The sequence below is a fragment of the Streptomyces sp. NPDC003697 genome, from assembly GCF_053587115.1.
The window spans coordinates 31435-58211 of sequence record NZ_JBSFNN010000006.1; the positions used below are offsets into that span (position 1 = coordinate 31435).

The window sequence follows — 26777 nt, forward strand, 5'->3', positions numbered from 1 at the left end:
AAGGGCCGGTCGTCCGTGCGTTCAGCTCTGGGAGCCGGAGCGCAGTTCGGCCAGGTCGGCCTTGACGGTGTTGATCGGGATGGCGAAGCCCAGACCGACGCTGCCGGCTCCGGCGGAGCTGGTGTCGGAGACCGCCGAGTACATCGCGGAGTTGATGCCGACGACCGTGCCGTTCGCTGCGATCAGCGCGCCGCCGGAGTTGCCCGGGTTGAGGGAGGCGTCCGTCTGGAGCGCCTTGTAGGTGGTGGTGGACGATCCGGTGTCGCCGTTGAACTCCCGGCCGCCGAACTGGAACGGCCACCGGCCGCCGCCCTGGTCGCCCCGGCTCGGGTCCTCGTCGGCCGGAACCGTCACGTCGCGGTCGACGGCGGAGACGATTCCGCTGGTGACGGTGCCGGTCAGGCCCTCGGGGGAGCCGATCGCCACGACCTGGTCGCCGACCTGCACGGTGCCGGAGTCGCCGAGGGCCGCGGCTTTCAGCCCGGAGGCGCCCTTGAGCTTGATCAGGGCGAGGTCCTTGGAGCTGTCGGTGCCGACGACCCCGGCGGTGTACGCCTTGCCGTCGCTGGTGCGCACCCTGACCGACGAGGCGCCGGCGACGACGTGGTTGTTGGTGAGGATCTCGCCGTCGCTGGTGACGATCACGCCGGACCCGGTGGACGTGCCCGCGCCGAAGGCGGACCTGACCTCGACGACGCTCGGGCTGACCGCCTTGGCGATCGCCGCGATGCTGCCCCGCTGGCTCGACGGCACCACGTTGCTGCCGCTGCTGCCGACCGCGGCCGTGTCCGTGCCGGTCAGCTCCTGGAAGGCGTAGGCGGTGCCGCCCCCCACGGCCGCGGCCGCGATAGCCACGACGGCGAGCAGGGCGACCGGTCCGCCGGCGCGCTTGTTCGGCGCGGGCTGCGCGGGGACGGCCGGCAGGACGGCGGTGTCGCCGCCGTGGACGCCGTGGCCGGCGCTGTCGGCGTACGCGGCCGGCCCGGGGTGGGCGGCCGTCCGGGACGCCCACGCGGTGTTTGCCGGATCGGCGGCGACCGGCCGCGGCGGGTCGTAGGCCGGCGGGGGCGGCCACTCCGGGTTCACGGGAGAGGAGGCGTGCTGCTGCCGGGGGGCTGCGGACGGCTGGTCCCCGTTCCCCCGGGAGTGCTCGTACTCGCCGCTGCGGCGGATGCTTTCGGTCATGTCATGAGAGTGTCCCGTGATCATGAAAGACGCCTGAGTCCCCGCTGAGAAGCCCGGCAGAACCTCGTATGCCGAATATGAAGACACCCGGACCGCCCTTGAGCCGGGCCTCGCCGGGCGCCCTGGGGTGGGCCTTGCCGAGCGCCCTGGGCCGGGCCTCGTCGCACCCTGGGCCGGGACCCGGAGGCCTTGGGGGAGCCGCGGAGGCCTTGGGCCGAACCTCGGAGCGGCCTCGTCCGGACTCGGGAGCAGCCTCAGCTAGGACTGCGGAGCGCCCCCGGCCGAGCCTCGGAGTGCCCCGGCCGGACTGCGGAGCGCCTCGGCCGAACACTGGGAGCGCCCCGGCCGGGGCCGGGAGCCTCGATGCGGACTGGGGTGCGCCCTCGGCCGAGCACTGGGAGGCGCCCCGACCGGACTGCGGAGCGCCCCGGCCGGACTCCGGAGCGCCCCGGCCGGACTCCGGCTCGGCGGACGTACGGCCCCGGCCCGGCCCCGCGCGTGGCGCGGGCGGAGCACACGTCCGGCAGCGCGCGTCCGGGCAGGGCACACGTCCGGCCGCGAGCCGTCCGTGGGCGGACGGCTCGCGGCCGGACGCCGCTACCGAGCCCGCCCCGGCGTCACGCGCACCCGCAGGACTGCCGCACCACCAGCCGGGACGGGAACAGTTTCAGCCGCTCCCGGCGGGACCCGGCGACCCGCAGCCCGTCGTCGAGGACGAGGTCCACCGCGGCCCGCGCCATCGCCGACCGGTCCGAGGCGACCGTCGTCAGCGGCGGGTCGGCGAGCGCCGCCTCCTTGATGTCGTCGAACCCGGCCACCGCCAGTTCGCCCGGCACGTCGATCCGCAGCTCCCGCGCCGCCCGCAGCAGGCCGATCGCCTGGTCGTCGGTGGAGCAGAAGACCGCCGGCGGGCGGTGGGGCCCGGAGAGGATCTCCAGGGCGACCCGGTAGGCGTCGTACCGGTTGTACGGCGCCTCGAACAGCCGCCCCTCCGTGGGGATGCCCGCCTCGTCCATGGCGCGCCGCCAGCCCTCGACGTGGTCGGAGACGGGGTCGCCCACCGCCGGGGTGTCCACGGTGCCGCCCATGCAGGCGACGTAGTCGTAGCCGTGCTCCAGCAGGTGCCGCACGGCGAGCTGCGCGCCACCCAGGTCGTCCGTGACGACGGCGACGTCGTCGATGGCCTCGGGCCGCTCGTGCAGCAGCACCACCCGGGCGTCCCACGCGTCGATCTCCGCGGCGGCGAGGTCGTTGAGCGCGTGGCTGACGAGGATGAGCCCGGACACGCGCATCCCGAGGAAGGCCCGCAGATAGTGCACCTCGCGCTCGGCGACGTAGTCGGAGTTGCCGACCAGGACCATCTTGCCGCGCTCGGCCGCGGCCCACTCCACGGCGTGCGCCATCTCCCCGAAGAAGGGCTGGCGGGCGTCCGGCACGATCAGGCCTATGAGGTCCGTGCGCCGCGAGGCCATCGCCTGGGCGACCCGGTCCGGCCGGTACCCCAGCTCCTTGATCGCGGCGAGGACACGCTCGCGCGTGGCCGGGGCGACCGGCCGGGGTCCGTTGTTGATGACATAACTGACAACGGCGGTGGAGGTCCCCGCCAGCCGCGCCACATCATCCCGAGTCACCTTGGCCACGCGCGGAGTCTACGCGGATGGACCCCCTCCGGGCAGGGCGTTTCAGACCCCGGTCTCACACCGGCGGGGACCTGCGTGACGCCCGCTACGCCTCCGCGCGGGCCTCCGCGGCGGCGATCGGAGCGGCCGCGCCGTCCCCGTTGCTCCGATTGTCCCGCTCTGGCCGGCCCGTCGTGGCCTTCGTGTCACGCCGGCCGTCGCGATCGCCGGAGCGGTCGGCGTCCCCGCGGTCCGCCTTCTCCGGTGTCACGAATCGATAACCCACGTTCCGGACGGTGCCGATGAGCGACTCGTGCTCGGGGCCGAGCTTGGCGCGCAGCCGCCGCACATGGACGTCGACGGTCCGGGTGCCGCCGAAGTAGTCGTAGCCCCACACCTCCTGCAGCAGCTGGGCGCGGGTGAAGACCCGTCCCGGGTGCTGGGCGAGGTACTTCAGGAGCTCGAACTCCTTGAAGGTGAGGTCCAGCACCCGGCCCTTGAGCTTGGCGCTGTAGGTCGCCTCGTCCACCGACAGGTCGCCGTTGCGGATCTCCATGGGGGAGTCGTCGTTGACGATCTGCTGCCGGCCGACGGCCAGCCGCAGCCGCGCCTCGACCTCGGCCGGTCCGGCCGTGTCGAGCAGTACGTCGTCGACGCCCCACTCGGCGGTGACGGCCGCGAGGCCGCCCTCCGTCACGACGAGGATCAGCGGGCACCCCGGGCCCGTGGAACGCAGCAGCTGGCACAGGCTGCGCACCTGCGGAAGGTCGCGGCGGCCGTCGACCAGCACGACGTCGGCGCTCGGGGCGTCGACGAGAGCGGGTCCCTCGGCCGGGGCCACGCGCACGGAGTGCAGCAGCAGGCCGAGAGCGGGGAGCACCTCCGTCGACGGCTGGAGGGCGTTGGTCAGCAGCAGCAGAGAACTCATCGGCCACCTGCCAGGGTCGTCCTGGGTTGGTGCACGGTTCGCTTGCCCATGGCGTTCGGTCCCTCCTCGGTCCCTGCGAGGACGTGGCGGCACTGCCTCGTACGGTCGGTGCGAATCCCGCGCCCCTGGGACCCGCCGTGCGGTCGACGGCCCCGTACACCGGCGGTCTCCCGCCTCCTGTACAACGCTCCCGGAAGCACGAAAGGACCCGGGGGCGTCGCTGCCCGAGTCCTCTACGCAGCAGAATAGCCGACATGAGCTCGGATACGGCAGGACATGTGACGCGTTCGTCGGTCGTCCCGGCCTCCGGGACGGGCCCGTCCACGCGGGTCAGGGCGTCCCTGCGCACCGCGGACGGGGTCACCGTCGACGCCGCCTACGACCCGGGTGCCACCGCCTCCGGCCGTTCCGCCGGCACCTGGGCGGCACCCGCCGGTGACCTGGTCTTCGTGGTCGCGCACGGTTTCACGGGCGACCTGGACAAGCCGCACGTGCGCCGGATCGCGGCGGTCCTTGCGTCCTACGGGGCCGTGGTCACGTTCTCCTTCCGGGGCCACGGCGCCTCCGGCGGGCGGTCGACCGTCGGGGACCGCGAGGTGCTCGACCTGGCGGCGGCGGTGTCCTGGGCCCGAGGGTTCGGGCACGCGCGGGTGGCCACCGTCGGCTTCTCCATGGGCGGCTCGGTGGTGCTGCGGCACGCGGCCCTGTACCGGGAGGACGACGGCCCGAGGAACCCGGACGGCGGCGGACCGCACACGGACGTCGTGGTGTCGGTGAGCGCCCCGGCCCGCTGGTACTACCGGGGCACGGCCCCCATGCGCCGGCTGCACTGGCTCGTCACGCGCCCGGCGGGCCGCCTGGTGGGCCGCTACGGCCTGCGCACGAGGATCCATCACCGCGACTGGGACCCGACGCCCCTTTCACCGGTGGAGGCGGTCCCGCGGATCGCGCCCAAGCCGCTGCTGGTCGTGCACGGCGACCGGGACGCCTACTTCCCCCTGGACCATCCCCGGATGCTGGCCGAGGCCGCCGGCCGGCACGGCGAGCTCTGGGTGGAGCCCGGCATGGGCCACGCCGAGCACGCGGCCGGTGAGGACCTGCTGCGCCGCGTCGGCGACTGGGTCGCGACCCGGGCGGGTCAGCCCCTGTCGTACCAGGGCCCGGCACGCCGAGAGCACGCAGCCGACGTCGCGGGGCCGCCCCTCGGGCGACGACGTGGGTTTGACGACAGGGTCTAGCCTGACGGCTGACGGTGTTCACTGCCGAGTGATGAGGGACGGGATGGCAAGGGTCACGGTGCGCTACTGGGCGGCGGCGAAGGCCGCGGCCGGGGTCGCCGAGGAGCCGTACGAGGCGTCGACGCTCGCCGGCGCGCTCGACGCGGTGCGCGAGCGGCACCCCGGTGAGCTCACCCGCGTCCTGCGGCGCTGCTCGTTCCTGATCGACGGCGACCCCGTGGGAACCCGCGGACATGAGACGGTACGGCTGACCGAGGGCGGCACGGTCGAGGTGCTCCCCCCGTTCGCAGGAGGGTGAGCGATGACCGACCGGCCGTATGACGGGCCCCCGCACGAGGGCTACGACCCGCACACGCAGCAGTACCCGCAGGACCAGCCGCAACCGCCGCAGGGACACGGCGGGCCGCAGCAGCACGGGTACACCCAGCCCCCGCAGCCGCCGTCGCAGGGGTACGCCCAGCCTCAGCCGCAGGGCCACGCCCAGCAGCCGTATCAGCCGCAGGGCCACGCCCAGCCGCACGCCCACCCGCAGGGCCGGCAGTATCCGCAGGCACCGGCTCAGCCCCGTCCGGCGGCGCCGGGCCACGCGCAGCCGCAGCCGGAGGGATGGCCGGGGCGTCACCCGTACGGCGGACCCCAGGCCGGCGGGGAGCACACGCAGCAGTGGCAGGGGCAGACCTGGGAGACGCAGGTCCAGCCGCCGGTCGCCGCGGCGGCGGAGACGGCGTACCTGCCGCCGGTGTCCGCGCAGGGGTACCCCCAGGCGGCCCACGGCGTCCCGGCCACCGGGCAGGCGGCTCATGGCGCTCCGGCGGCCGGGCAGGCAGGCCACGGCGCCCCGGCCACCGGGCACGCGGCCCACGGCGCCCCGGCGGCCGGCGGTCGGGCGGCGGGGTTCGCCTCCGCGGCCCCCGCCCCGGGTCCGCCCCCGCAGGCCTCCGCGGCCCCCTCCGCGACGGCGGAGCAGGAACCCGCCTACGGGCCGGCCACCCTGGCCGGCAACACCCGCGTCACCGACGCGCAGCGGGCCCGCGCCGAGGGCCGCTCGCCGATCATCGAGCCCGGGATGCAGCCGGCCGCGCTCACGGCGCTGCTGGGGCTGCTGCTCGCCGGCACGGCGGAGCTCGGGACGTACGCGCTGCTCGTGCCGCTCGTCGTCCTGCAGGCCGTGACCGCGGCGGGCTGGTTCCGGCTGAACGGCATGTGGCCGGCGCGGCAGGGCATCGCGCTCGGTTTCGCCGGGGCGCTCGTCGCGGACGCCGCGGTGCTGGTCACGGGCCGCGCGCACGCGCCCGCCGCGATCCTCGGCACCCTCGGGGTGTGGGTACTGCTGTCCCTGGTGCTGCAGCTGCGGTCGCACGCCGATCCGGACGAGCGCATGTACGGCCTGATGGCGACCGTCGCCGCGGCGGCCCTGGCGGTCGTCGCGACCGGCTACCTGGCCGCCGCCGGGGACGCGGTGGCGGTCGGCACGGCGGCGGTCGCGGTGGCCGTCCTGGCCCGGGCGCTGCCGCTGCCCACGCCGGCCTCGGTGGTCGTCGCGCTGCTCGCGGCGGCGGGAGCCGGTATCGCGGTCGGCGGCATGACCGGGCTGGACGGGCGGAGCGCGCTGCTCGGCGCCGGCGCCGCGGTGTGCGCGCTGATCGGCCATCGGGCGGCGAGCTACGACTACCCCTCGCGGTTCGTGCACTTCACGGCGGGTGTCGCGCTGCCGCTGGCGGCCGCGGCACCGGCGGTGTGGCTCCTCGGACGGGTGCTGGGCCACTGAGGCCCGCAGTGGCGGAAGCGGCCCCCGGCCTCCGGCCGACGGGGCCGCTTCCGCACCAGGTCCCGGAGGCCGCCGGACGGGCCGGACCTGGATGCTCCCGGGTGGAGCCTCTGGCTCCCCGGGCAGCGGCCGCCCTGTCACAGATGATCGACAGTTTCGCGATCACGTCCGCGTACGGGGTTACCGTGGCCGACGTCCACGAAGCCGCCTAGGTGGGGGAGCACCGCATGCGTGCACTGCGAATACTTCTGATCGTCGTCGTGATCCTGGGCGGCCTGTTCGTGGCCGCCGACCGGGTGGCGGTGCACTTCGCCGAGGGTGAGGTGGCCGACCGGCTCAGGACGAGCGAGAACCTGACCACCACGCCCGAGGTGTCCATCAAGGGCTTCCCCTTCCTCACCCAGGTGGTGGGCGGCGAGCTGGACGACGTCGAGGTCGGCATGGACGACTACCGGGCGGCCACCGGCAAGGGGGACCGGACGATCCGCCTCGACGACCTCAGGGCCGACATGAGGGGCGTCGAGTTCTCGGGCGACTACAGCTCCGCCACCGCGGCCACCGCCACCGGCACGGCGACCATCTCCTACGAGGAGCTGCTCAAGACCGCCAACTCCGAGCCCACCCAGGTGGCGCCCGGGGTGACCGCCCGGGTGATCGGCCTCTCCGACGGCGGCAACGGCAAGATCAAGGTGGCGGTCGAGGCGACCGTGCTGGGCGCCAAGCTGCCCGAGCCGGTCCAGGTGCTCAGCACGGTCGCGGTCCGGGACGGCAGGCTGGAGGTGAACGCGGACTCCCTGCCCCGGTTCGGCGGCGTCGACCTGGCGGAGAACCGCGTCCGCCGGATCACCGACTTCCAGCAGGCGATCGACCGGCTGCCCGGCGGCATCGCGCTGGACAAGGTGCGGGCGGGCCGGAACGGCCTCGAGATCACGGTGAAGGGGTCGGACGTCCGGCTCGCCGGATAGACGGAGCCGCGGGCGGGGTGTCCGGAGGCGCCGGCGGGCGTCCGACAGGCGAGACGCCCCCGTCCGAGGCGCAGCGGCCGGCAGCGGAGCCGGTGCCCGAGAACCGCCCCGGGGCGGCCGTCACGGCTCGCGCATCCCAAAGTGCGGACAATCTCGTCTCGATATGCGACACGGCGGTGACATGCCCGCCTCTTCCTCCCTACGATCGGGCTCATGAAGCGACAGGCGGATCTCACGAAGCGGCGGGCAGTGGACCTCTGCCGCGTGGCCGCCATGCTCTGTCGCCCCTTCTGAGCGGGAGTCCGGCCTCCCGCGTAGCCCGGCCCTGCCATCCGGCCCTGGGCCGTCGTGCGCCGCGTCCGTCGGACCGGCACCGCGCAACCCGCACCCCCTCGCATTCGCACTCGCACGCCCGCCGCACCTGCCCCGGAGGAGAGAAGCATGAGCCGCAGCGACGTCCTGGTCGACGCCGACTGGCTCCAGGAACACCTGGACGACCCGAGCATCGCCATCGTCGAGGTGGACGAGGACACGTCCGCCTACGAGAAGAACCACATCAGGAACGCGATCCGAATCGACTGGACCACGGACCTGCAGGACCCGGTCCGCCGTGACTTCGTCGACCAGGAGGGCTTCGAGAAGCTCCTGTCGGAGAAGGGCATCGCCAACGACCACACGGTCGTCCTCTACGGCGGCAACAACAACTGGTTCGCGTCGTACGCCTACTGGTACTTCAAGCTCTACGGCCACCAGGACGTCAAGCTCCTCGACGGCGGCCGCAAGAAGTGGGAGCTCGACGCCCGCGAGCTGGTCGACGGCGCCGACGTCCCCGAGCGCGCGCGGACCGAGTACAAGGCCCGGCCGCAGGACGCCTCCATCCGCGCCTTCCGCGACGACGTGGTCGCCGCGATCGGCTCGCAGAACCTGGTCGACGTCCGCTCGCCCGACGAGTTCTCCGGCAAGCTGCTCGCACCGGCCCACCTGCCGCAGGAGCAGTCCCAGCGTCCCGGCCACGTGCCGACCGCCCGGAACATCCCGTGGTCGAAGAACGCCAACGACGACGGCACCTTCAAGTCGGACGAGGAGCTCAAGGAGCTCTACACCGCCGAGGACGTCGACCTGGCCAAGGACACCATCGCCTACTGCCGCATCGGTGAGCGCTCCGCGCTGACCTGGTTCGTGCTGCACGAGCTGCTGGGCGTGGAGAACGTCAAGAACTACGACGGCTCCTGGACCGAGTACGGCTCCCTGGTGGGCGTGCCGATCGAGCTCGGCTCCGGCAAGTAAGACCGTTTCGACCTTTCAGGACTCTGGAGAGACACATGTGTGGAGCGAAGGCCGGCGGCCCGGACGCCTCGACGATCAAGCCCGGTGAGACGACGATCCAGGGGCAGGTGACCCGCGACGGCGAGCCCGTGACGGGCTACGTCCGGCTGCTCGACTCGACCGGTGAGTTCACCGCGGAGGTCCCCACCTCCGCCACGGGCCAGTTCCGTTTCTACGCGGCCGAGGGCACCTGGACCGTCCGCGCCCTCGTTCCCGGCGGCAGCGCCGACCGTACCGTCGTCGCCCAGCAGGGCGGCCTGGCGGAGGTCGCGATCGCGGTCTGAGCCGGACCGTCCGACGGCCGCTCGCACGGCGCAAGGGCCGCACTCCTCGGGTTGGACGCCTGGGGTGCGGCCCTTCGGCCTGCCCGGCCCCCGGCGGGCACGCGTCCGGGTCGGAGAGCCCCGGCCGACCTAGGCTGGAGGGTATGTACGCACGCAGGCGTCACGTGTACTTCGCCATGATGGGGGTCTGCATCGCGCTCTTCGTCCTGGCCTGGGGCGTCGTGCGCCTGTGGTCGGTCCCGGCCGCGGTCGCCATGTGCGTGGTGGCCATGGTCATCCCGCCGCTCGCCGCCGTGGTCGCCAACCGGCGCGGCCCGGACGACCGCTGGTGGGACGACCCCTCGGGCGACCCGCAGTCCGACGACTGGTGGGACGAGCTGGACGGCAGGAAGCGCCACTAGTGCCGCGACAGGCGACGTTCGCCCCGTCGCGACGCCCGGCACGCTCCCCCCAGCTCTCGGCTCCGCTCGAGCAGGGGGTACCCCCACTCGCCGCACCGGCCGGAAGCCCAAGTGCAGCCAGTATGAGGGCGTCCGGCGGGCACGCCGGGAGCAAGCACGCACCGGACGCCGCTCCTTGACGGGTGAACGTCGCCTGCCGCGGCACTGGTCGCTACTGGCCTGAGCCGGTCAGTCGCCGTCCGCTGCCGGCGAACCCCGGCTCGGTCGGGTCACCCGAGCGTGCGGGCGGCGCCGGTGGGGCCGGTTCCCGCCCCGTCTCAGTACACGAGCGCCTGCGTCTCCTCGGCCATCGCCTCCTGCACGAAGAGCTGCGCACCCGCGATCCGTACGCCCTCGACGACGTCCTTCTCCGTGATCCCCCGGCGGGCCGCGCACTGGGTGCACAGGGTGACGCGTCCGGCCGCGAGGATCGAGTCGATCAGGTCGGGCAGCGGCGCCGCGTGCGGGAGTTCGAACTCGGCGGCCCGCCCCGGCAGGGCGAACCAGGACGACTCCCCGGTCAGCCACAGGGAGACCTCCACACCGCTGGCCACGGCCACCGCCGCGACGGTGAACGCCTGCGAGCAGCGCTCGGGGGCATCGGCCCCCGCCGTCACCTTGATCACGAGCTTCTTCGCCATGGCCGAATCGTAATCAACTCCGGCGCAACTGCTTGGCATGTCCACGGGTCTCCCGTGGAGCGCGCATACGGAACGCGCGCTTCACGTTCTGAGGGGGGACGTTGTGCAAGAACCCGAGAGGGCGCAGGAGCCGGTCGGAGCACCGGAGATGCCGCCGCATCGGCAGAGTGCGGCGCTGTTGCCGGAACTGCCGGCTGCGTCCGGTGCGTTGAACCCGCCTGACGCGTCCGACGAGCCCCGTACGGACGCGCACGGCGACAACGGGACGCCGGGCGGCGGATCGGCGTCCGGCGAGGGCGTCGAGGGCGCGCCGGGCGCGGACGCGCCCCGCGCGCGTCGCCGGGGCCGCACCACGCTGATGGTCGCCGCGGCCGCCGTGCTCGGCGTCGCGGCCGGTACCTGCACCGGCTACCTGATCCAGGCCGACCGGGAGCCCACGAAGCTGCCCTCGCTGTCCCAGCCCGTCGTCAGGCAGGCCAAGGGGGAGGTCGAGCCGCTGTCGGCCGCTCAGGACCGCCGCGTCAGGACCGACGGCGACCTGCGCAAGCTGCTGATCGAGCGTCCGAGGGGCGCGCGGGAGTCCGGGATCTCCCTGGGCAGCGACGGCTGGGCGGACCTGGCCGAGTACGCGGATCAGTTCAAGGAGCCGTCCGGCGCGTTCGTCGACCTCGCCGACCAGGAGTTCCGCCGCGCGGCCACGGTCATGTGGCAGGTGGGCCGGGCGCACGTGGTGGAGATCCGCCTGGTGCAGTTCCGCCAGGAGGAGTTCCTGGGCGCGGAGGACCGTGCCACGAAGAACCACTACTGGGCCGAGCAGGAGGACGACACGCGCAGCTGGCCCGTCCCCGGCCCCGGGGACGACAACGGCACGGCCTACGTCCACGACGAGCCCGAGCGGAAGCCGGGCTTCCTCCCGGTGTACTCGGCCGAGGCGCATGCCTGGCGCGGCGACGTGTGCATGGAGATCTGGGTCTCCGACATCAAGCCGATCCCCAAGGCGGAGATCATGGACCTGGCGGAGCGGCAGGTGGCGAAGCTGTGAGCGGGACCCCCGAGACCCCCGAGACGTCCCGGACCTCCGGGAACACTGGAACCGTCGCGCCGGACGCGGCGATCGAGACTGCCGGGACCTCCGGGACGACGGAGGCTGCTGGGACCCCTGAGGCCTCCGAGACCCCTGGAACTTCGGAGACAGCCGGGATCGCAGAGACCCCCGGTACCCCTCAGTCCTCTGGGACGCCCGGGACGCCTGAGGCCGTCGGTACCGCCGGGACGGCCGCGACCACCGCCGGCGCCGCCACCTCCGCGCGCCGGCCCGTGCGTCGTGGCCGTGCCGCCGCCGTCGCCGGTTCCGCCCTGCTGGCCTGCGCGCTCGTCGGCGGCGTCGGCTACACGGTCGTCACCGTGCAGGACGCCGACCGCGACCCCGGCAAGCCCACCTGGAAGTTCTCCGCGCAGGACCAGCAGGGTGCGAAGGACGCGAAGACGAGGGGCGGTCCCGCACTGCGGGAGCTGTTCCTGCCGTTCGGCGTCAACGGGTACGAGCGCGGGCCCGACCTCGCGGAGTTCGGCGCCGACGCCGAGTTCAGCGGACAGCAGGCCACCGCCCTGCGCAAGGAGTCGGTCAAGGACCTGCCGTCCTCCACGCGGCGGAAGGTGGAGCGGCTGATCGACCGGGAGCACATCCGGGGCATGGCGATGCGCAGCTACCTCGTCCGCGTGGGCAACGAGTTCGACGACAACCTGTTCACCGTCGACCTCACGTTGTCGCGGATGGAGAACCGTCGCACCGTGCGCGACATGTCGGAGTCCTTCACCTCCTTCCTCGCGGCCACGGACGTCTTCCGCAAGGGCCCGAAGGTCAAGGGCCACGAGAACGCACGGTGCTTCCTGACGCCCAAGAGCCACGACAAGCACCCCGTCGACGGCGTCTTCTGCTCGGCCTACCAGGGAGACATCCTGGTGAACGCCACCGTGAGCGGGCCCGGTCCCGTCGACGCGCAGGCCGTCGCCGCGTTCCTCGCCGCACAACTCGACCGCATCGACGACCCTGGACAGGCCGTATGACCGAGCAGACGCAGACGGAACCGCAGCCCCAGCGGGAGACGCAGCCCCGGACCGAGACGTCGGCGGCGGGACCCGAGCGGACCCCCACCGCGCAGCCCCCCGCGGACCCCGCCCCCGCCGTGGCCGCGACCGGTGCGCCGGAGGGCGCGGCCACCGCCGGCACCGCCGGCACGGCCGAAGCCCCCGCCCAGGCCGCCCCGAAGGACCGGCGGGTCCTGCGGGCCGTCCTGCGCTGGACAGCGGTCGCCGTGGTCTTCGCCGCCGTCGGCGCCGGCACGGCGTACGGGATCACGGGCATGGACCGCACGGACGTACCGGGCCTCGCCACCGAGTCGGACGGCCGCTGGCCGTACCCGGAGATCACCAGGCCGCCCCTGCCCTCCGGCCGTCCGGGCCCGTTCTCCCCGGAGAACCTGGCCGACGCCCACTACGCGGACCTGCGCGCGCTGCTCCTGCCGGCGCCCACGGGGGCGGCGGAGGACACCGCGCTGCGGGGCACGGGCGGCTGGCTGGCCAAGAAGGACTTCCTGTCGCTGTACGCGTCGAAGAAGGACCAGGACAAGGTGAGCCAGGTGCTGACCGACCGCGGCCTGCGGCACGTCGCCGCCCGCGGCTGGACCACCGCCGACGGCACCCGCACCCGCGTGTACCTGCTGCAGTTCGACACCGGCCGCGTCGCACACGAGGTCTACGGGCAGCTCGCCGGCTTCCCGGAGCCGAAGTACGCCGCGCGCGGGGGCGAGGCGACCGAGTTCGACGACACCTTCCCGACCGACGCCGAGGTCGGCGGCGGGATCGACCGCAGCGCCTACACCGAGGTGAAGCCGTACGGGGCCGAGCAGATGCGTCAGGCCTACGTCGACGCGGGGGACGTCCTGGCCGTGATCGTGCAGTCCCGCAAGGGCGGTGCCGCCGCCGTGCCCTTCCAGCAGACGGTGACGCTGCAGAGCCAGCTCCTCGCCTGAACGGTGCGGGCGGACCTCACACGGAGGGCCGGGCCCCGGCCGACTAAGCTGGGGCCCGGCCCTGTGCACGAACCGCACCCTGCCCAACCGAGGAGCACCCCGTGGAGATCTTCTTCGAAACCCTGCTGGTCCTGGTCTGCGTCGGCGTCCTCGCCTTCGCCGGGCTGACGGTGAAGAAGCTGTACCAGGGCCAGCGCTGACCGCCTCCCCTTCCCACGGCCACGACGAAGAGCTGCTCATGATCGAGATCCCGTCCGACCTCCACAAGGACCTGGTCCCCCTCGCCTTCCTGCTCGGCAACTGGGCCGGCGCGGGCGTGCACGACTTCCCCGGCTCCGAGAAGTGCAACTTCGGCCAGGAGGTCACCTTCACGCACGACGGCCGGGACTTCCTGGAGTACCACTCGCACACGTGGGTCCTCGACCAGGACGGCAACAAGGTGCGGCCGCTGGAGACCGAGCACGGCTTCTGGCGCATCGACGCCGACCGCAAGGTCGAGGTCACGATGGTCCGGAACGACGGTGTCGTCGAGATCTGGTACGGCGAGATGGCCGCGAAGAAGCCGCAGATCGACCTGGTCACCGACGCCGTGGCGCGCACCGCGGCCTCCGGCCCGTACAGCGGGGGCAAGCGGCTGTACGGCTACGTCAAGAGCGACCTGATGTGGGTCGGCGAGAAGCAGACCCCCGAGGTCGAGCTGCGCCCCTACATGTCGGCCCACCTGAAGAAGGTCGTCACCCCGGAGGACGTCGAGCGCTGGGCCAAGGCCCTCCCCGACGACCTGCCGGACGACGGAATCGCCTTCTTCAAGTGAGTCCTTCCGCCGGCTCGTCACAGGGCCTGCCGTGGAAGCGGCCGCCCCTCCGGGCGCCGGGGCCGTTTCCGCGACAGGCCCTAGACTTTTCCTGTGGTGAGCACCGACTGGAAGACTGACCTGCGGCAGCGCGGCTACCGGCTGACCCCGCAGCGGCAACTCGTGCTCGAAGCCGTGGACACCCTGGAGCACGCGACCCCCGACGACATCCTCAGCGAGGTGAGGAAGACGGCGTCGGGGGTCAACATTTCCACCGTGTACCGGACCCTGGAGCTCCTGGAGGAGCTGGGTCTGGTCAGCCACGCCCACCTCGGCCACGGCGCGCCGACGTACCACCTGGCGGACCGGCACCATCACCTCCACCTGGTCTGCCGGGACTGCACCGACGTCATCGAGGCCGATCTCCAGGTGGCCGCCGAGTTCACCGCGAAGCTGCGCGAGGAGTTCGGCTTCGAGACCGACATGAAGCACTTCGCGATCTTCGGCCGCTGCAAGGACTGCTCGCTCAAGAGTTCAACAGGTACGTCTTAGGCTTGGTTTCATGAAGAGCCCCCTGCTGTCCCTGCCCGGCGCCGTGCCCGCCGAGGGCGTGGACGAAGGCGTCGCCGCCCATTACGGCGATCTGTTCCGCGAACAGCGTGCCCTCGCCGAGGGCACCGGCTTCGTCGACCTCTCGCACCGCGGCGTGGTCACCGTCTCCGGTGCGGACCGGCTGAGCTGGCTGCACCTGCTGCTCACCCAGCACGTCAGCGAGCTGCCCGCGGGCCAGGCCGTCGAGGCGCTGATCCTGTCCGCGCACGGCCACATCGAGCACGCGCTGTACCTCGTCGACGACGGCGAGACCGTCTGGGCGCACGTGGAGCCCGGTACGGAGCAGGCGCTGATCGCCTACCTGGAGTCGATGAAGTTCTTCTACCGGGTCGAGGTCGCCGACCGCACCGGCGAGTACGCGGTCGTGCACCTGCCCGCGGGCTCCATCGCCGAGGTCCCCGAGGGCGTCGTCGTCCGGGAGACCGCCTACGGGCGCGACCTCTTCCTGCCCCGCGCGGACCTGGAGTCGTACGCGGCGGACCTCGGCCGGCACGGTCCGCCCGCCGGGATCCTCGCCCACGAGGCGCTGCGCGTCGAGCAGCACCGTCCGCGGCTCGGGTTCGAGACGGACCACCGCACCATCCCGCACGAGCTGGGCTGGATCGGCACCGCCGTCCACCTGCAGAAGGGCTGCTACCGCGGGCAGGAGACCGTGGCCCGGGTGCAGAACCTCGGCAAGCCGCCGCGCCGCCTGGTGTTCCTGCACCTGGACGGCAGCGAGGTGCACCTGCCGGTCCCCGGCACCGAGATCCGGCTCGCCGGCGAGGGTCCGGAGGGCCGCAAGGTCGGCTTCGTCACCACGTCCGCACGCCATCACGAGCTCGGTCCGGTCGCCCTGGCGCTGCTCAAGCGGAACGTGCCGGTGGACGCGCGGCTGCTGGCCGGCGACACGGCGGCGGCCCAGGAAGTCGTCGTCGAGCCGTAGTCCGCATCCGGCCGGCGCCCCGGGGCGCCGACCGGAGTCACATCTCCAGCAGGACCGTGAACGGGCCGTCGTTCGTCAGCGACACCCGCATCCGCGCGCCGAACCGGCCCGTGGCCACCGTCGCGCCCAAGGCCCGCAGCTGGGCGACCACCTCGTCGACGAGGGGCTCGGCGACGTCGCCGGGGGCGGCGGCGTTCCAGGTGGGACGCCGGCCCTTGCGGGCGTCGCCGTAGAGCGTGAACTGGCTGATCACCAGCAGCGGGGCGCCGGTGTCGCTGCACGACCTCTCGTCGTGCAGCATCCGGATCGACCACAGCTTGCGGGCCAGCTGCGCCGCCTTCTCCTTGGTGTCCTCATGGGTGACCCCCACCAGGACGCACAGCCCCTCGCCCTCGATGGCCCCCACCGTCTCGCCGTCGACGACGACGCTCGCGCCGTCGACCCTCTGCACCACTGCACGCATGCCGACCATCATGCCGGTCACCGGACCCACCCGGCGGCCGGACCCATCCGGCGGCCGGACCTCACGGCGCGGGTGCCGGGTCCGCGTGCCGGGGCCCGGGTGTCCGCGCCGCCGAGCCGGTCGTTTCGGGCCGAAACGTAAAGTGCTCCACACTACTTCCCAACCCCCCATCCGGGGCTGTTCACGGGCACTAGGTCACATAGCGGCCACCTCTGGTGGCACGATGCTTCCGTACGAGCCGGCCGCTTCCGTACGCGCCGGTCGAGGGGACGGTAGAGGCACATGAGCACATCGAGTACCGGACAGACGCTCCGGGCGGTCTCGCTGACCCGCGCGGGAGGCCCGGAGAGCCACCGGCCGCCCGTGCAGCGCACCGACAGCCCGCGGCTGACCGTGGACCTGACGGAGCGCGACCCGCACCTGGACCCGTCGGAGGCACCCGGGTCCGGCCCGGCGCCCGCGCCGCGGGAGACGCCCCGGGCCGAGCCGGCCGCGACCCCGCCCCCGTCGCCGGATCCGGCGCAGGCGGCCGGCCGCGACCTGAGCGTGGACCCGCCCGGGCCCGACCTGAGCGTGGACCCGCCCGAGTACGACCTGGCCGTGCTGAGCCTGCCCGAGGTGCGCGCCCTGCGTCGGCAGGCCCAGCGCGACGAGGCCGACCTCAGCTATGTGCGCAGGCTGCTCCAGGGGCGCATCGACATCCTGCGTGCGGAGCTCGCGGCCCGGCGCGGGCCGGCGCCGGTCGTGCCGGCCGGCGAGACGTCCGTGGTCGAGCGGCTGGCGCGGATCCTCCGGGACGCGCCCGCCCGGCACCGCTCCTCGGCGCGGCATGTGACGCTCGGCACCCCCCAGGGCGAGGAGTACCGCCGACTGGCCGCGGACATGCTGGGCGAGGTCGAGCTGTCGGACCTCGGCGCCCGCACCGACATGGAGCTGGGCACGGCCATGGGGCGCCTGGTCGGCTACGAGCAGCAGGTGTCCCGGCGGCGGCAGCGGCTGCAGCGGACGGCCGACGACTGCAGCGCGGAGATCGCGCGCAGGTACCGTGAAGGGGAAGCGCAAGTAGACGACCTGCTCATGTGACGCGGGCGGCCCGGAGACCCCGGGCCCCGCTCCGGGCGGGTCTCCGCATGTCCCAGCCCGGAAGGCCACCGTCGATGTCCGCGTCCGCAGTCCTGTCCTCCCCGTCCGCCGCCGCGGTGCCGCCCGTCCTCGCCGAGGTGGTGCGCTCCGGCTTCGTGGAGGGACGGCATCGCGGCAGCCTGGTGCTGCTGGACGCGGACGGGTCGGTGGAGCTGGCGCTGGGGGACGTGGCCGCGCCCGTCTTCCCGCGCTCCTCCAACAAGCCCATGCAGGCCGCGGGCGTGCTGCGCGCCGGCCTGGAGCTGGACGGGGAGCGGCTGGCCCTCGCGGCGGCGAGCCACTCGGGGGAGACCTTCCACCGCGACCTGGTGCAGAAGATGCTCGACGAGTACCGGCTGACCCCGGAGCGGCTGCAGTGCCCGCCGGACCTCCCGCTGGACCCGGAGGAGAGGGACACCTACCTGGCCGCCGGCGGGGTCCCCGAGCGGGTGGTGATGAACTGCTCGGGCAAGCACACGGCCATGCTGGCGGTGTGCGCCCGGCGCGGCTGGCCGCTGGAGTCCTACCTGGATCCCGGCCATCCGCTGCAGCGGCTCATCCACGAGGTGGTCGAGGAGGCCGCCGGCGAGCCGGTGGCGGCCGCGGGCACCGACGGCTGCGGGGCGCCCCTGATGGCGATCGGCCTGACCGGTCTGGCGCGCGCGTTCCGCTCCTTCGTCCTCGCCGCGCCCGGCACCGCCGAGCGCCGGGTCGCCGACGCGATGCGCGCCCACCCGGAGTACGTCGCCGGCACCCGCCGCCCCGACACCTGGCTGATGCGGGAGGTGCCCGGCGCCCTGTCCAAGATGGGCGCGGAGGCCGTCCAGGCGGTCGCCCTGCCCGACGGCCGCGCCCTCGCCTTCAAGGTGGAGGACGGCGCGACACGCGCCCTCGGTCCGGTCCTGGCCCGCGCGCTGGCCCTGCTCGGCGTGGACGCCCCGGTCCTGCGGCGCATCGGCCACGCGCCCCTGCTGGGCGGCGGCCGCGAGGTGGGGGAGATACGGGCGGCCTTCTGAGGCCGGGGCGCCGGCCGGAGCGGCGCGCCGTTCCGCGGGCCGTGGGGAGGTCCCCGGAAGGCCGGGAACGGCCGAGGCGCGGACGGGGGCGGCCCGGCGGGGCCGGGCGGGCGGGAAAATACCCGCGACACCTTCACTCGCGGCCGCATACGGTCGAGCCATGACTGGCCGCAGCTCCGACATCGATGTCCGCCCGATCACCGAAGCCGAGTTCCCCGACTGGCTGCGTGCCGTGAGAACCGGTTTCCTGCGCGCCCCGCAGGTGTCCGACGAGGAACTGGAGGCCCGCCGCGGTCAGTTCTCCACCGGCCGGTACCTCGGCGCCTTCGACGCGGGGCGCTGCGTGGCGACATTCCGCTCCTTCGACCAGGAACTCACCGCCGTCGGCGGCGCCCCGGTGGCCGCGGACGCCGTCACGGGCGTCACCGTCACCGCCACCCATCGCCGCCGCGGCCTGCTCACCCGGATGATGACTCGGGACCTGGCGGCCGCGAAGGAGCGCGGCGACACCGTCGCGACGCTGATCGCCGCCGAGTACCCGATCTACGGCCGCTACGGCTTCGGGCCGGCCGTGAGCACGGCGGAGTGGACGATCGACGTGCCCAGGACGGGTCTCGACCCCCGGTGGTCCGGACCCGACGACGGCGGCCGCATCGACCTGGTGGACGGCGGGGACGTACGCAAGCTCGGCCCGGAGCTGCATGAACGGCTGCGGCGCTCCCGACCTGGCGTCATCAGCCGCGACGAACGCTGGTGGCAGGTGGCCACCGGTGCGCTGCGCCCGGAACCCGGCCCCTGGACCGAGCCCTTCCACGCCCTGTACCGCTCGGCCGACGGCACGGTCGAGGGGCTGGTCGGCTATGTGTGCGACGACACCTGGGGGGACGGCAAGCAGCCGCTGAACACCGCCACGGTGAAGAGCCTCATCGCGGTGTCCCCGGCGGCCGAGCGGGCGCTGTGGCGCTATCTGTGCTCGATCGACTGGATCACGCGGGTCAGGACCGGCTACCGCGCCCCCGACGACCTGCTTCCGCTCTATCTGCCGGACCCGAGGGCCGCGCGCATCACCACGCAGGCGGACTGGCTGTGGGTGCGGATCCTGGACGTCCCGCGGGCCCTCCAGGCGCGCACGTACGAGGGGGAGGGGACGCTCGTGCTGGAGGTGACCGACCCGGGCGGTCTGACCGGCGGGCGGCTGCGGCTGGAGGCGTCGCCCGATGGGGCGTCCTGCACGCCGACGACGCGGAGCGCTGACCTGACCCTGGGCGTGTCCGAGCTGGCCGCCCTGTGGCTCGGCGACGAGTCGGCGGTGCGGCTCGCGGCGCTGGGCACGGTCCAGGAGGAACGAGCGGGCGCCGTCCGAGTGGCCGACGCCCTGCTGCGTACGTCCAGGCGGCCTTGGTGCCCGGACATGTTCTGAGCGCTCCTTCCTGCCGGCGACAGGGACGACGCATCCGTAGCTGTGCTGTTCGGTTGTGGCTGTGCGGTATGCGGTTGTGGCTGTGCGCTGCGGGCCCCGGGCCGTGGGTCGTCGGACCGGGCCCGGGGCCCCGGGCTCTGTCGCACGGTGGCGTGTCGACCGGCCCGCGGTGTTCGGTTGTGACGGTGCCTCGGTATTCGGTTGTGGCTGTGCCGGGGTATGCGCCTGTGACTGTGCGGCGGTGTTCGGTTGTGACGGTGCGGCCGGCCGAGCTCCCGGCTCCCCTCCGGGGGGAAGCGCGGTCCGGCGATCCCGGCTGTGCGCCGTGCTTTGGCCAACAGTCGGGAAGTGTGACCATGTCGTTGAAGTTGGCAGCCAACTTCACTGTTCTTATTGCCACTTGGAAGCTACTCATAACCACCTTTCCGGCACCTTCCGGAGGATGGCGGGAAGTCGCACCGTTCGGCCGTGGACCGGAAGCACGCCCTCGCCAGTGGACGGAGGGCGCCCCGGTGGCCACGGCGGTCACACCAGGAGGTGGCGTCGTCGCGACCTGGGCTCTGCACCCTGCCGGCTCTCGACGGGCCCGCGCGCCGGAGCCGCATCGGGCGGCTGGATCCGGCCAAGATCGGCGCCTTGTCCCCGCCGGTCGGCCGCGGCGTCGCCGGGCCGTCCCCCGCGGAGGCGGCCCATGGCTCACAGGGCGGGCCCGGTGACCAGCACTGCCAGCAGCACGGCCCCGACGGAGATGGCCTTCGGGCTGTCGGCCTTGATGCCGACGGTGAGCGTGAGCAGGCCGACGATGCCCAGGGCGCCGTACTTCCACTGGACCAGTTGCTCGACGGCGACGACGAGGAGGGCGGAGAGAAGAGCGAGGACGGGCACGGCGATTCCCCCTTCGGAGTGCCTGGGCGGGACGGGGAGCGGGACGAGGAGGCCAAAGTTCCGCCAACTCGCACTAGTTGGTTGCCAACTCTGGTTAAGTTGTCCCCACTTGGCAGGTGTTCATAAACAGGTGCGGGACAACTCCCGCTGGATTGGTCAAAGTTGTAGCGTTTGGTCGTGACCCAGGAGAACGTGGCAGTGAACGGCAGCAGGAGACGCTCACCCCGGGAGATCGCCGACACGCTGCGGGAACGGATCCGCACGGGCGAGCTCAGGCCGGGCGACCGCCTGCCCACCCAGGCCGAACTCGCCGGGGAGTTCGGCGTGGAGCGCGGCACGGTCCGCCAGGCCCTCCGGGTGCTCCAGGAGGACGGTCTGCTCAGCAACGTCAGCAAGGGCAGCCCGCCGCGGGTCGCGGCTCCCGCCTCGGCCGGCGCCGACCCGCAGCCGACGATGGTGGGCCTGGCGCCCCGGCTCACGGAGGCGTTCGCGGCGCGGAACGTGCGGATCGACGCGGCGTGCCTGACCGCCGAGACCCTGATGCTGGCGCTGGGCGAGCCGCTCCGCCTGATCCACGAGGGCCGGCTGCGCCCCGAGTCGATCGACGTCCGCATCCTGCTGCCGTCCCGGGAGATCAACCTCGCCTTCCCCACCTCGGTCGACGCCGACGAGGCCGACGACGACCCGGTGCACCAGCGGTGGCTGGCCCAGCGCAACGCCCAGGGCCAGGTCCTCCAGCACAACCTGCGCGCGCTGCGCTACTCCCACGGCGTCGACGTGCGCGTGGCCTTCCGCGCGCTGCCGTTCACCCCGCCGGTCAAGCTGTACCTGCTCAACGGAGCGGAGGCGCTGATCGCGTACTACATGATCACCCGCCGCGAGGAGCCGTCCGACGGCGGCACGCTGGACATGTACGACGTCATGGGGACCGAGTCGCTCCTGTTCTCCTTCGCGGCCGGCGGCGGGCAGCGGGACGCCGCGTTCGTGGCGGAATCCCAGAAGTGGTTCGACGCCCTCTGGGAAACCATCACGTCCGACCTGACACTCTCCTAGTGACTTCTGACACCGAGCACACAGAACTGGTGGCGGCGAAGACAGAGAACGAGACCGGAAGATTGCGGGAACTGATCGAAGCCGCTCGGGTGGTGCTCTGGGACTTCGACGGCCCCATCTGCCGGCTCTTCGCCGGCCACTCGGCGGAACGGGTCGCGCGCGACCTGGTCGACTGGCTGGAGAGACAGGGCCTGCACGGCCTGCTGACGGCATCGGAACGCGAACTGCTGGACCCGCACGTCGTGCTGCGGGCCGTCGACCGCCGGCACCCCGGCAGCGACCTGGTGGCCGCGCTCGAGGAACGCCTCACCCAGGAGGAGTTGCGGGCGGCCTCCTCGGCCATGCCCACCGCCTGGGCCGACCCGCTGATCCGCACCTGGGCGGCGGTGGGCGCGCGGCTGGCCATCACCACCAACAACTCCCCCCGCGTGGTGCGCGCCTACCTGGACGGCCGCGGCCTGCTGTCCTGCTTCGCCCCCCACGTCTACGGCCGCACCGCGGACCTGCGGCTGCTCAAGCCCCACCCGCACTGCCTCGACCGCGCCCTGCACACCCTGGGCTGCGCCCCGCCGGACGCTCTGATGATCGGCGACACCCCCTCGGACCTGGAGGCCGCCACGCGGGCCGGGGTCCCGTTCCTCGGCTACGCGCACAACGCGCGCAAGGCCAAGCTCCTGCGCGAGGCCGGCGCCACCAGGGTGGTGGACTCGCTGGAGCCCGTGCTGCGGATCCTGCGCGTCCACCCCTGAGCGGGCGGGCACCCGAACCCCACCGCCGTACCGACGCCGGGACCGGGTCCGGTCCGGCGGCCGGCCGGCCCGCGCCGCCCGCGCCACCGACCCGCACTCCCCGGGCCCCGCCCCCGCGCCCGCCGCGCGGGGGCCGGGGGCGCGAGCCCGTGCGGACACGGTGGGGCGCTGAAGACGTGTCACTTCGGCACCAGGGCGGTGCTGTAGCATGCCCGCACCGCGTGAGCAACAGCTCCGCTCCCCCCTGTCCGGCACGCAAGAGGCAGTGCACAAGCCGTCCTCGAAGGTGCTGACACGCACCGGATGCGCGGGCGAGGGCGCACCACCCGTTGTGCCGACGCCGGCCGCGCTCCGGTCGTGCCGGGTATGTCCGGTGACATACCGTGTGGCTACTTTCCTTCTGCGCGAGTACCTGGAGCGGCCGTGGGCGCACCTCCTCCCCTGCGTCGCCCTCCCGGGGAGCGCGCCGCCCGCGACGTCCAGGCCTTCGTCCGGCGGGCGGCCGACGCGGGCCGGACGAGCGGCGGGCACCACCACCGCGACCGTGTGCTGCCCCTGACGGGACACGTGGCGCGACTGCTGGGCCGGCCCGCCGGGACGTCCGTGCTCGTGCGGATCCGCCCCACCGGGACGCCGCCCGTGGCGGTCCGGACGTGGGACGACGAGGCGCGGATCCTCGACGCCGTCCGCAGCGTCCTGCCGCACACACCGCGGTGCCTGTGGGAAGGGGACGGCTTCGCCATCCACAGCCATGTGGACGGCGTGCCGCTGTCCGGCGTCCACCCCGACGGCACGCCCGTCGGCAGCGGGCTCATCGAGGCGCTGACGGGCCTGCTGGCACGGCTGGCCCAGGTGCGCAGGGGAGCGCTGCCGCCGCTGCCGGCCGGCCGGTCCGGCAACGACACCGACAGCCAGGGCTTCCTGCGGACGCTGGCCCGGCAGGCGGACCGGCAGATCCGGCAGGCCGGCCGGCCCGTGTTCGGCGGGCTGTTCGCGGCCCTCGGCGTCCCGGAGGACGCGCTGGTGCGGCTGGCCGACCGGGCTCCCGCCATGACGCGGCGGCCCTACGGCCTGCTCCACACCGATCTGCACCGCGGCAACCTGATCGTGCCCCACGGCGGCGTCCCGCCGCTGGTCTGCGTCGGCTGGGAGCTGGCGGGCTACGGCGATCCCCTCCACGACCTCGCCACGCACCTGGTGCGGATGCGCTACCCCTCGTCCCAGTGGGACGAGGTGATCGCGGCCTGGGCCGCGGCCATGCGGCGGATCCGCCCGGCCGCCGTGCACGGCCTGGCCAGGGACCTGCCCCACTACCTCGCCTTCGAGCGGGCGCAGTCCGTCTACCCGGAGGTGATGCGGGCCGCCGGGGCCCTGGAGGACGCGCCCGGCCAGGAGAGCCTGGAGGAGGCGACGGCCCGTGTGCACCGGGCCCTGCGGACGGCTGCCGAACCGCTCGGGCTCAGGAACGTCCCGGGGCCGGAGGAGATCGAACGCGTCCTCTTCCGGTGGCGGACCGCGCGGACGGCGGCCCGGTGCGCCGGCGCGGTCCGGACGGCGATCCCGTGGACGTGGGACCCGCGGCTTGCGCCGCGGTCCGACTTCCCGGCCTCGGCCGTCGGTCACGCCCTGCTCGCCGAGGGCATGGCGCCGGCCGGCCGGGTGTTCAAGGGCACCGCGCACCTCAACTCCGTCGTCCGGGTGCCGGAGGTGGCCGGTCCGGTCGTGGTCCGGCGCAGGCTGGCGAACGTCTGCCGGCGGGAGCCGAGCTTCCTCAGCGAGCACGCCGTCCTGCGGGCCGTGGAGCTGTCGGACGCCCCCGTGGGGGCGCCGCGGGCCCTCGCCCTGGGCAGCAGCCACCGGGGGGAGCCCTTCGCCGTCCACACGTACGTCGGACCGGAGGACCTCGACTGCCCGCCCCGCCACCCGGTGCACGGCCTGCTGCCGCACGAGGCCGACGGCCTGGTCGACCAGCTCTGTGCGCTGACGCAAGTGGACTACGGGATGCTCGACCCGGTCGCCGGCACGGAGGCCTTCTACACCTGGCTGTGCGACCAGCTCGTCCTGCTGGTGGCGGGCCTGCCGAAGGAGTCCCGGCAACTGGCCCGGCTCCTCGGCCTGCCCGACGCCTCCCGGCTCGGGCAGATCCTGTCCCGCTACCAGGTGAGCCCGCGCAGGCCGGCCCTGCTGCACGGCGACCTGAACCCGTGGAACCTCGTGCGCCGCTCCGACGCCCTGGCCCTGACCATCATCGACTGGGAGATGGCCCTGATCGGCGACCCGCTGTACGACCTGGCGCGGCACATGCACCTGACCCCGACCCGTCCGGAGATCCGCGAGCGCATGTTCCGGCGCTGGGAGGGTCGCCTGCCCGCCGAGTACACCGCCGGCTGGCGGCAGGACTGGCGCGTGTACCGGTGGATCGAGACCGTCCGGTCCGCCTACGTCGACCTGGACCGCCTGGTGACCGGCGCCGGCCTGGACGCCCCCAACGTCCGCCGGGCGGTCGACTCCTACGCGATGACCCTCGCGGTGGCGACGGGCTCCCTTGGCCTGCCCGTCCGCGCGACGGCGAACCCCTGCCTCGCCCGCGCCCTGGCGTAGCGCACCCCGGCGCGGCCGGGCCGCGGACGACGCGCCGCCCGGACCCCGCACGGCCGGCCGCCGCCGCGCGGGCTCGGCAGCGCGGCGGCGCGCTGCATGGCGCACTCTTGCAAGCGCAGTGCTTGCAATTGTTAGCGAAGTGGGTGCACAGTGGAGGCATGGCATCGCTCAACGTCGGCAACCTCGGTGAGTACCTGCGCGAGCAGCGGCGCAACGCGCAGCTGTCGCTGCGGCAACTCGCCGACGCCGCCGGGGTGTCCAATCCGTATCTCAGCCAGATCGAGCGCGGGCTGCGCAAGCCGAGCGCGGAGGTGCTCCAGCAGGTCGCGAAGGCCCTGCGCATCTCCGCGGAGACGCTGTACGTGCGGGCCGGCATCCTCGACGCCGAGCGGGACCGGGAGGAGTGGCAGCGCGAAGGTGCGACGCGCGCCGCCGTGCTCGCCGATCCCACGCTGAACGAGCGGCAGAAGCAGGTGCTGCTGCAGATCTACGAGTCCTTCCGCAAGGAGAACGGGTTCCGGATCACCTCGGCGGACGGCGGGGACGACGCCTCCGAGCAGGACGGCGCGTCGTCCCGGAGACCGGATGACACCCGTGAGCGGAGCGGAGGCGCGGCCGACGCGCCCACGCCCGGCGCGGCGGACGAACCTCAGGACGGCGGCACCGCCGGCCACGGCCCGCTGACGGCCGGCGAGGGCATACGCCCGTCCGCCGAGACGCACGGCGGCCCCCGTGCCGCACGGCGTACCCGCACGTCCGGCGGCAACGACGCCGGTTCGCGCCGGGCCGGCTGATCCCTGGCTCCCCCCGGAGCCGGGCGGTGGCAGCCGGCCGACCGCGGACACCAAAAACCCTCAGCCGAAAAGCGACCCGGGAGGACCATCACCATGGCCATCACCGACGACCTGCGCAAGACCCTCAGCGACCCCACGCCGCTCTACTTCGCCGCCGGCACCGCGGACCTGGCCCTGCAGCAGGCCAAGAAGGTGCCCGCCCTGGTGGAGCAGCTGCGCGCCGAGGCCCCCGCTCGCATCGACGCGGTGCGCAACGCCGACCCGAAGGCCGTCCAGGAGCGGGCCGCCGCCCGCGCCAAGGAGGCCGGCGCCCGGGTGAAGGAGACCCAGGAGAGCCTCCAGGCCAGGCTCGGCGAGTTCCTCGGCTCCTTCGACTCCGACCTGAAGAAGTTCGGCAGCAGCCTCGACGCCGACCTGAAGAAGCTCGGCAGCAGCCTCGACGCCGACCTGAAGAAGCTCGGCGAGACCGCCCAGGACATCGCCCTGCGCGGCGTCGGCGTCGCCGCCGAGTACGCCGTCAAGGCCCGCGAGACCTACGAGAAGGTCGCCGAGCACGGCGAGCAGACCGTGCGGACCTGGCGCGGTCAGGCCGCCGAGGGCATCGAGGACATCGCCGAGGAGGTCGAGGAGCTCGCCATCGCGGTCGAGCCGCCGAAGAAGACCGACCCGGTCGTGGGCGAGGCCAAGCCGGACGGCCAGAACGGCCAGGGCGGCCAGAGCGGCCACAACAACCAGGACAAGCGGGGCGAGTCCGCGGCGATCGTGTCCGAGCCCCTCGGGGACAAGAAGGGCTCGATGAAGAAGGGTCCGGCCCGCAAGCCGGTGGGCCGCAAGAACACGCCGCCCACCGAGTGAGGCACGTGCCGCCCGCCCGCGCGGACGGCACGGTCACGGGCCGGGCACCCTCGGGGTGCCCGG

28 protein-coding genes are annotated in these 26777 nt (G+C 73.7%); 22 read left to right on the plus strand and 6 right to left on the minus strand.

Annotated elements, in window-relative coordinates:
• Positions 1 to 21 precede the first annotated feature (21 nt).
• The 3 genes from ACWDNY_RS03855 to ACWDNY_RS03865 all read right to left on the minus strand — a co-directional run bounded on the left by ACWDNY_RS03855 (position 22) and on the right by ACWDNY_RS03865 (position 3732).
• Positions 22 to 1185, minus strand: a complete 1164-nt coding sequence (locus ACWDNY_RS03855) for a S1C family serine protease (protein WP_451644098.1) — start codon at positions 1183 to 1185, stop codon at positions 22 to 24.
• A 617-nt stretch (positions 1186 to 1802) separates the two neighbouring features.
• Complete coding sequence (locus ACWDNY_RS03860; protein WP_451644099.1) at positions 1803 to 2825, minus strand: LacI family DNA-binding transcriptional regulator; 1023 nt, start codon at positions 2823 to 2825, stop codon at positions 1803 to 1805.
• 85 nt (positions 2826 to 2910) lie between these two features.
• Positions 2911 to 3732, minus strand: coding sequence for a response regulator transcription factor (locus tag ACWDNY_RS03865; protein WP_451644100.1), 822 nt, complete (start codon positions 3730 to 3732; stop codon positions 2911 to 2913).
• Positions 3733 to 3986: 254 nt separating this feature from the next.
• Here ACWDNY_RS03865 and ACWDNY_RS03870 point away from each other — a divergent pair, with 254 nt between their 5' ends.
• The 8 genes from ACWDNY_RS03870 (at position 3987) to ACWDNY_RS03905 (ending at position 9714) form a co-directional block, all read left to right on the plus strand.
• The gene (locus ACWDNY_RS03870) at positions 3987 to 4970 is read left to right on the plus strand and encodes an alpha/beta hydrolase (RefSeq protein ID WP_451644101.1); all 984 of its coding nucleotides are present in this window, start codon (positions 3987 to 3989) and stop codon (positions 4968 to 4970) included.
• 43 nt (positions 4971 to 5013) lie between these two features.
• Positions 5014 to 5268 carry a MoaD/ThiS family protein gene (locus tag ACWDNY_RS03875; RefSeq protein WP_451644102.1) on the plus strand — a complete coding sequence of 85 codons (255 nt, stop codon included), beginning with the start codon at positions 5014 to 5016 and terminating at the stop codon, positions 5266 to 5268.
• A 3-nt stretch (positions 5269 to 5271) separates the two neighbouring features.
• Positions 5272 to 6738 (plus strand): hypothetical protein, encoded by a 1467-nt coding sequence (locus tag ACWDNY_RS03880; protein ID WP_451644103.1) that lies wholly within the window; start codon positions 5272 to 5274, stop codon positions 6736 to 6738.
• A gap of 227 nt (positions 6739 to 6965) precedes the next feature.
• A complete protein-coding gene (locus ACWDNY_RS03885; RefSeq protein WP_451644104.1) occupies positions 6966 to 7703 on the plus strand; it encodes an LmeA family phospholipid-binding protein in 738 nt (245 codons plus the stop codon).
• A gap of 213 nt (positions 7704 to 7916) precedes the next feature.
• Positions 7917 to 7997, plus strand: coding sequence for an Ms5788A family Cys-rich leader peptide (locus ACWDNY_RS03890; protein WP_350751515.1), 81 nt, complete (start codon positions 7917 to 7919; stop codon positions 7995 to 7997).
• Between the two features lie 147 nt (positions 7998 to 8144).
• Positions 8145 to 8990, plus strand: coding sequence for a sulfurtransferase (locus ACWDNY_RS03895; RefSeq protein ID WP_451644105.1), 846 nt, complete (start codon positions 8145 to 8147; stop codon positions 8988 to 8990).
• A 35-nt stretch (positions 8991 to 9025) separates the two neighbouring features.
• Positions 9026 to 9313, plus strand: coding sequence for a DUF1416 domain-containing protein (locus ACWDNY_RS03900; protein ID WP_006139129.1), 288 nt, complete (start codon positions 9026 to 9028; stop codon positions 9311 to 9313).
• Between the two features lie 143 nt (positions 9314 to 9456).
• Complete coding sequence (locus tag ACWDNY_RS03905; protein ID WP_451644106.1) at positions 9457 to 9714, plus strand: DUF3099 domain-containing protein; 258 nt, start codon at positions 9457 to 9459, stop codon at positions 9712 to 9714.
• Between the two features lie 317 nt (positions 9715 to 10031).
• On the opposite strand, the gene ACWDNY_RS03910 is transcribed toward ACWDNY_RS03905, so the two are convergent.
• On the minus strand, positions 10032 to 10394 hold the full coding sequence (locus ACWDNY_RS03910; protein ID WP_451644107.1) for a DsrE family protein: 363 nt from the start codon (positions 10392 to 10394) through the stop codon (positions 10032 to 10034).
• A 208-nt stretch (positions 10395 to 10602) separates the two neighbouring features.
• On the opposite strand from ACWDNY_RS03910, the gene ACWDNY_RS03915 reads away from it, so the two are divergent.
• The 6 genes from ACWDNY_RS03915 to ygfZ all read left to right on the plus strand — a co-directional run bounded on the left by ACWDNY_RS03915 (position 10603) and on the right by ygfZ (position 15756).
• Positions 10603 to 11436 (plus strand): hypothetical protein, encoded by an 834-nt coding sequence (locus ACWDNY_RS03915; protein ID WP_451644108.1) that lies wholly within the window; start codon positions 10603 to 10605, stop codon positions 11434 to 11436.
• A gap of 275 nt (positions 11437 to 11711) precedes the next feature.
• Positions 11712 to 12461, plus strand: a complete 750-nt coding sequence (locus tag ACWDNY_RS03920) for a hypothetical protein (protein ID WP_451644109.1) — start codon at positions 11712 to 11714, stop codon at positions 12459 to 12461.
• Positions 12458 to 13426, plus strand: coding sequence for a hypothetical protein (locus ACWDNY_RS03925; protein WP_451644110.1), 969 nt, complete (start codon positions 12458 to 12460; stop codon positions 13424 to 13426). Before ACWDNY_RS03920 ends, ACWDNY_RS03925 begins: the two co-directional genes overlap by 4 nt.
• 238 nt (positions 13427 to 13664) lie before the next feature.
• Positions 13665 to 14240, plus strand: a complete 576-nt coding sequence (locus ACWDNY_RS03930; RefSeq protein WP_451644111.1) for an FABP family protein — start codon at positions 13665 to 13667, stop codon at positions 14238 to 14240.
• 93 nt (positions 14241 to 14333) lie between these two features.
• The gene (locus tag ACWDNY_RS03935; protein WP_451644112.1) at positions 14334 to 14771 is read left to right on the plus strand and encodes a Fur family transcriptional regulator; all 438 of its coding nucleotides are present in this window, start codon (positions 14334 to 14336) and stop codon (positions 14769 to 14771) included.
• Positions 14772 to 14781: 10 nt separating this feature from the next.
• The gene (ygfZ, locus tag ACWDNY_RS03940) at positions 14782 to 15756 is read left to right on the plus strand and encodes a CAF17-like 4Fe-4S cluster assembly/insertion protein YgfZ (protein ID WP_451644113.1); all 975 of its coding nucleotides are present in this window, start codon (positions 14782 to 14784) and stop codon (positions 15754 to 15756) included.
• Between the two features lie 37 nt (positions 15757 to 15793).
• Here ygfZ and dtd read toward each other — a convergent pair whose 3' ends face one another.
• Positions 15794 to 16219, minus strand: coding sequence for a D-aminoacyl-tRNA deacylase (dtd, locus tag ACWDNY_RS03945; RefSeq protein ID WP_451644114.1), 426 nt, complete (start codon positions 16217 to 16219; stop codon positions 15794 to 15796).
• Between the two features lie 282 nt (positions 16220 to 16501).
• Between dtd and ACWDNY_RS03950 the strand changes: the two genes are divergently transcribed.
• From ACWDNY_RS03950 to ACWDNY_RS03960, 3 genes are all read left to right on the plus strand, one after another.
• On the plus strand, positions 16502 to 17302 hold the full coding sequence (locus ACWDNY_RS03950) for an RsiG family protein (protein ID WP_451644115.1): 801 nt from the start codon (positions 16502 to 16504) through the stop codon (positions 17300 to 17302).
• Between the two features lie 74 nt (positions 17303 to 17376).
• Entirely contained in the window at positions 17377 to 18357 is a 981-nt protein-coding gene (locus ACWDNY_RS03955; RefSeq protein ID WP_451644116.1) for an asparaginase, read from the plus strand.
• Between the two features lie 160 nt (positions 18358 to 18517).
• Positions 18518 to 19777 (plus strand): GNAT family N-acetyltransferase, encoded by a 1260-nt coding sequence (locus ACWDNY_RS03960; RefSeq protein WP_451644117.1) that lies wholly within the window; start codon positions 18518 to 18520, stop codon positions 19775 to 19777.
• Between the two features lie 696 nt (positions 19778 to 20473).
• Here the strand turns inward: ACWDNY_RS03960 and ACWDNY_RS03965 are convergent.
• The gene (locus ACWDNY_RS03965) at positions 20474 to 20662 is read right to left on the minus strand and encodes a hypothetical protein (protein WP_451644118.1); all 189 of its coding nucleotides are present in this window, start codon (positions 20660 to 20662) and stop codon (positions 20474 to 20476) included.
• A gap of 171 nt (positions 20663 to 20833) precedes the next feature.
• On the opposite strand from ACWDNY_RS03965, the gene ACWDNY_RS03970 reads away from it, so the two are divergent.
• The 5 genes from ACWDNY_RS03970 (at position 20834) to ACWDNY_RS03990 (ending at position 26714) form a co-directional block, all read left to right on the plus strand.
• On the plus strand, positions 20834 to 21715 hold the full coding sequence (locus ACWDNY_RS03970) for a GntR family transcriptional regulator (protein WP_451644119.1): 882 nt from the start codon (positions 20834 to 20836) through the stop codon (positions 21713 to 21715).
• Positions 21715 to 22464, plus strand: a complete 750-nt coding sequence (locus ACWDNY_RS03975) for an HAD family hydrolase (RefSeq protein WP_451644120.1) — start codon at positions 21715 to 21717, stop codon at positions 22462 to 22464. Before ACWDNY_RS03970 ends, ACWDNY_RS03975 begins: the two co-directional genes overlap by 1 nt.
• Before the next feature lie 423 nt (positions 22465 to 22887).
• Complete coding sequence (locus ACWDNY_RS03980; protein WP_451644121.1) at positions 22888 to 25065, plus strand: phosphotransferase; 2178 nt, start codon at positions 22888 to 22890, stop codon at positions 25063 to 25065.
• A gap of 158 nt (positions 25066 to 25223) precedes the next feature.
• Positions 25224 to 25859 (plus strand): helix-turn-helix domain-containing protein, encoded by a 636-nt coding sequence (locus tag ACWDNY_RS03985; protein WP_451644122.1) that lies wholly within the window; start codon positions 25224 to 25226, stop codon positions 25857 to 25859.
• A 93-nt stretch (positions 25860 to 25952) separates the two neighbouring features.
• Positions 25953 to 26714 carry a hypothetical protein gene (locus ACWDNY_RS03990; RefSeq protein ID WP_451644123.1) on the plus strand — a complete coding sequence of 254 codons (762 nt, stop codon included), beginning with the start codon at positions 25953 to 25955 and terminating at the stop codon, positions 26712 to 26714.
• Positions 26715 to 26777 lie beyond the last annotated feature (63 nt).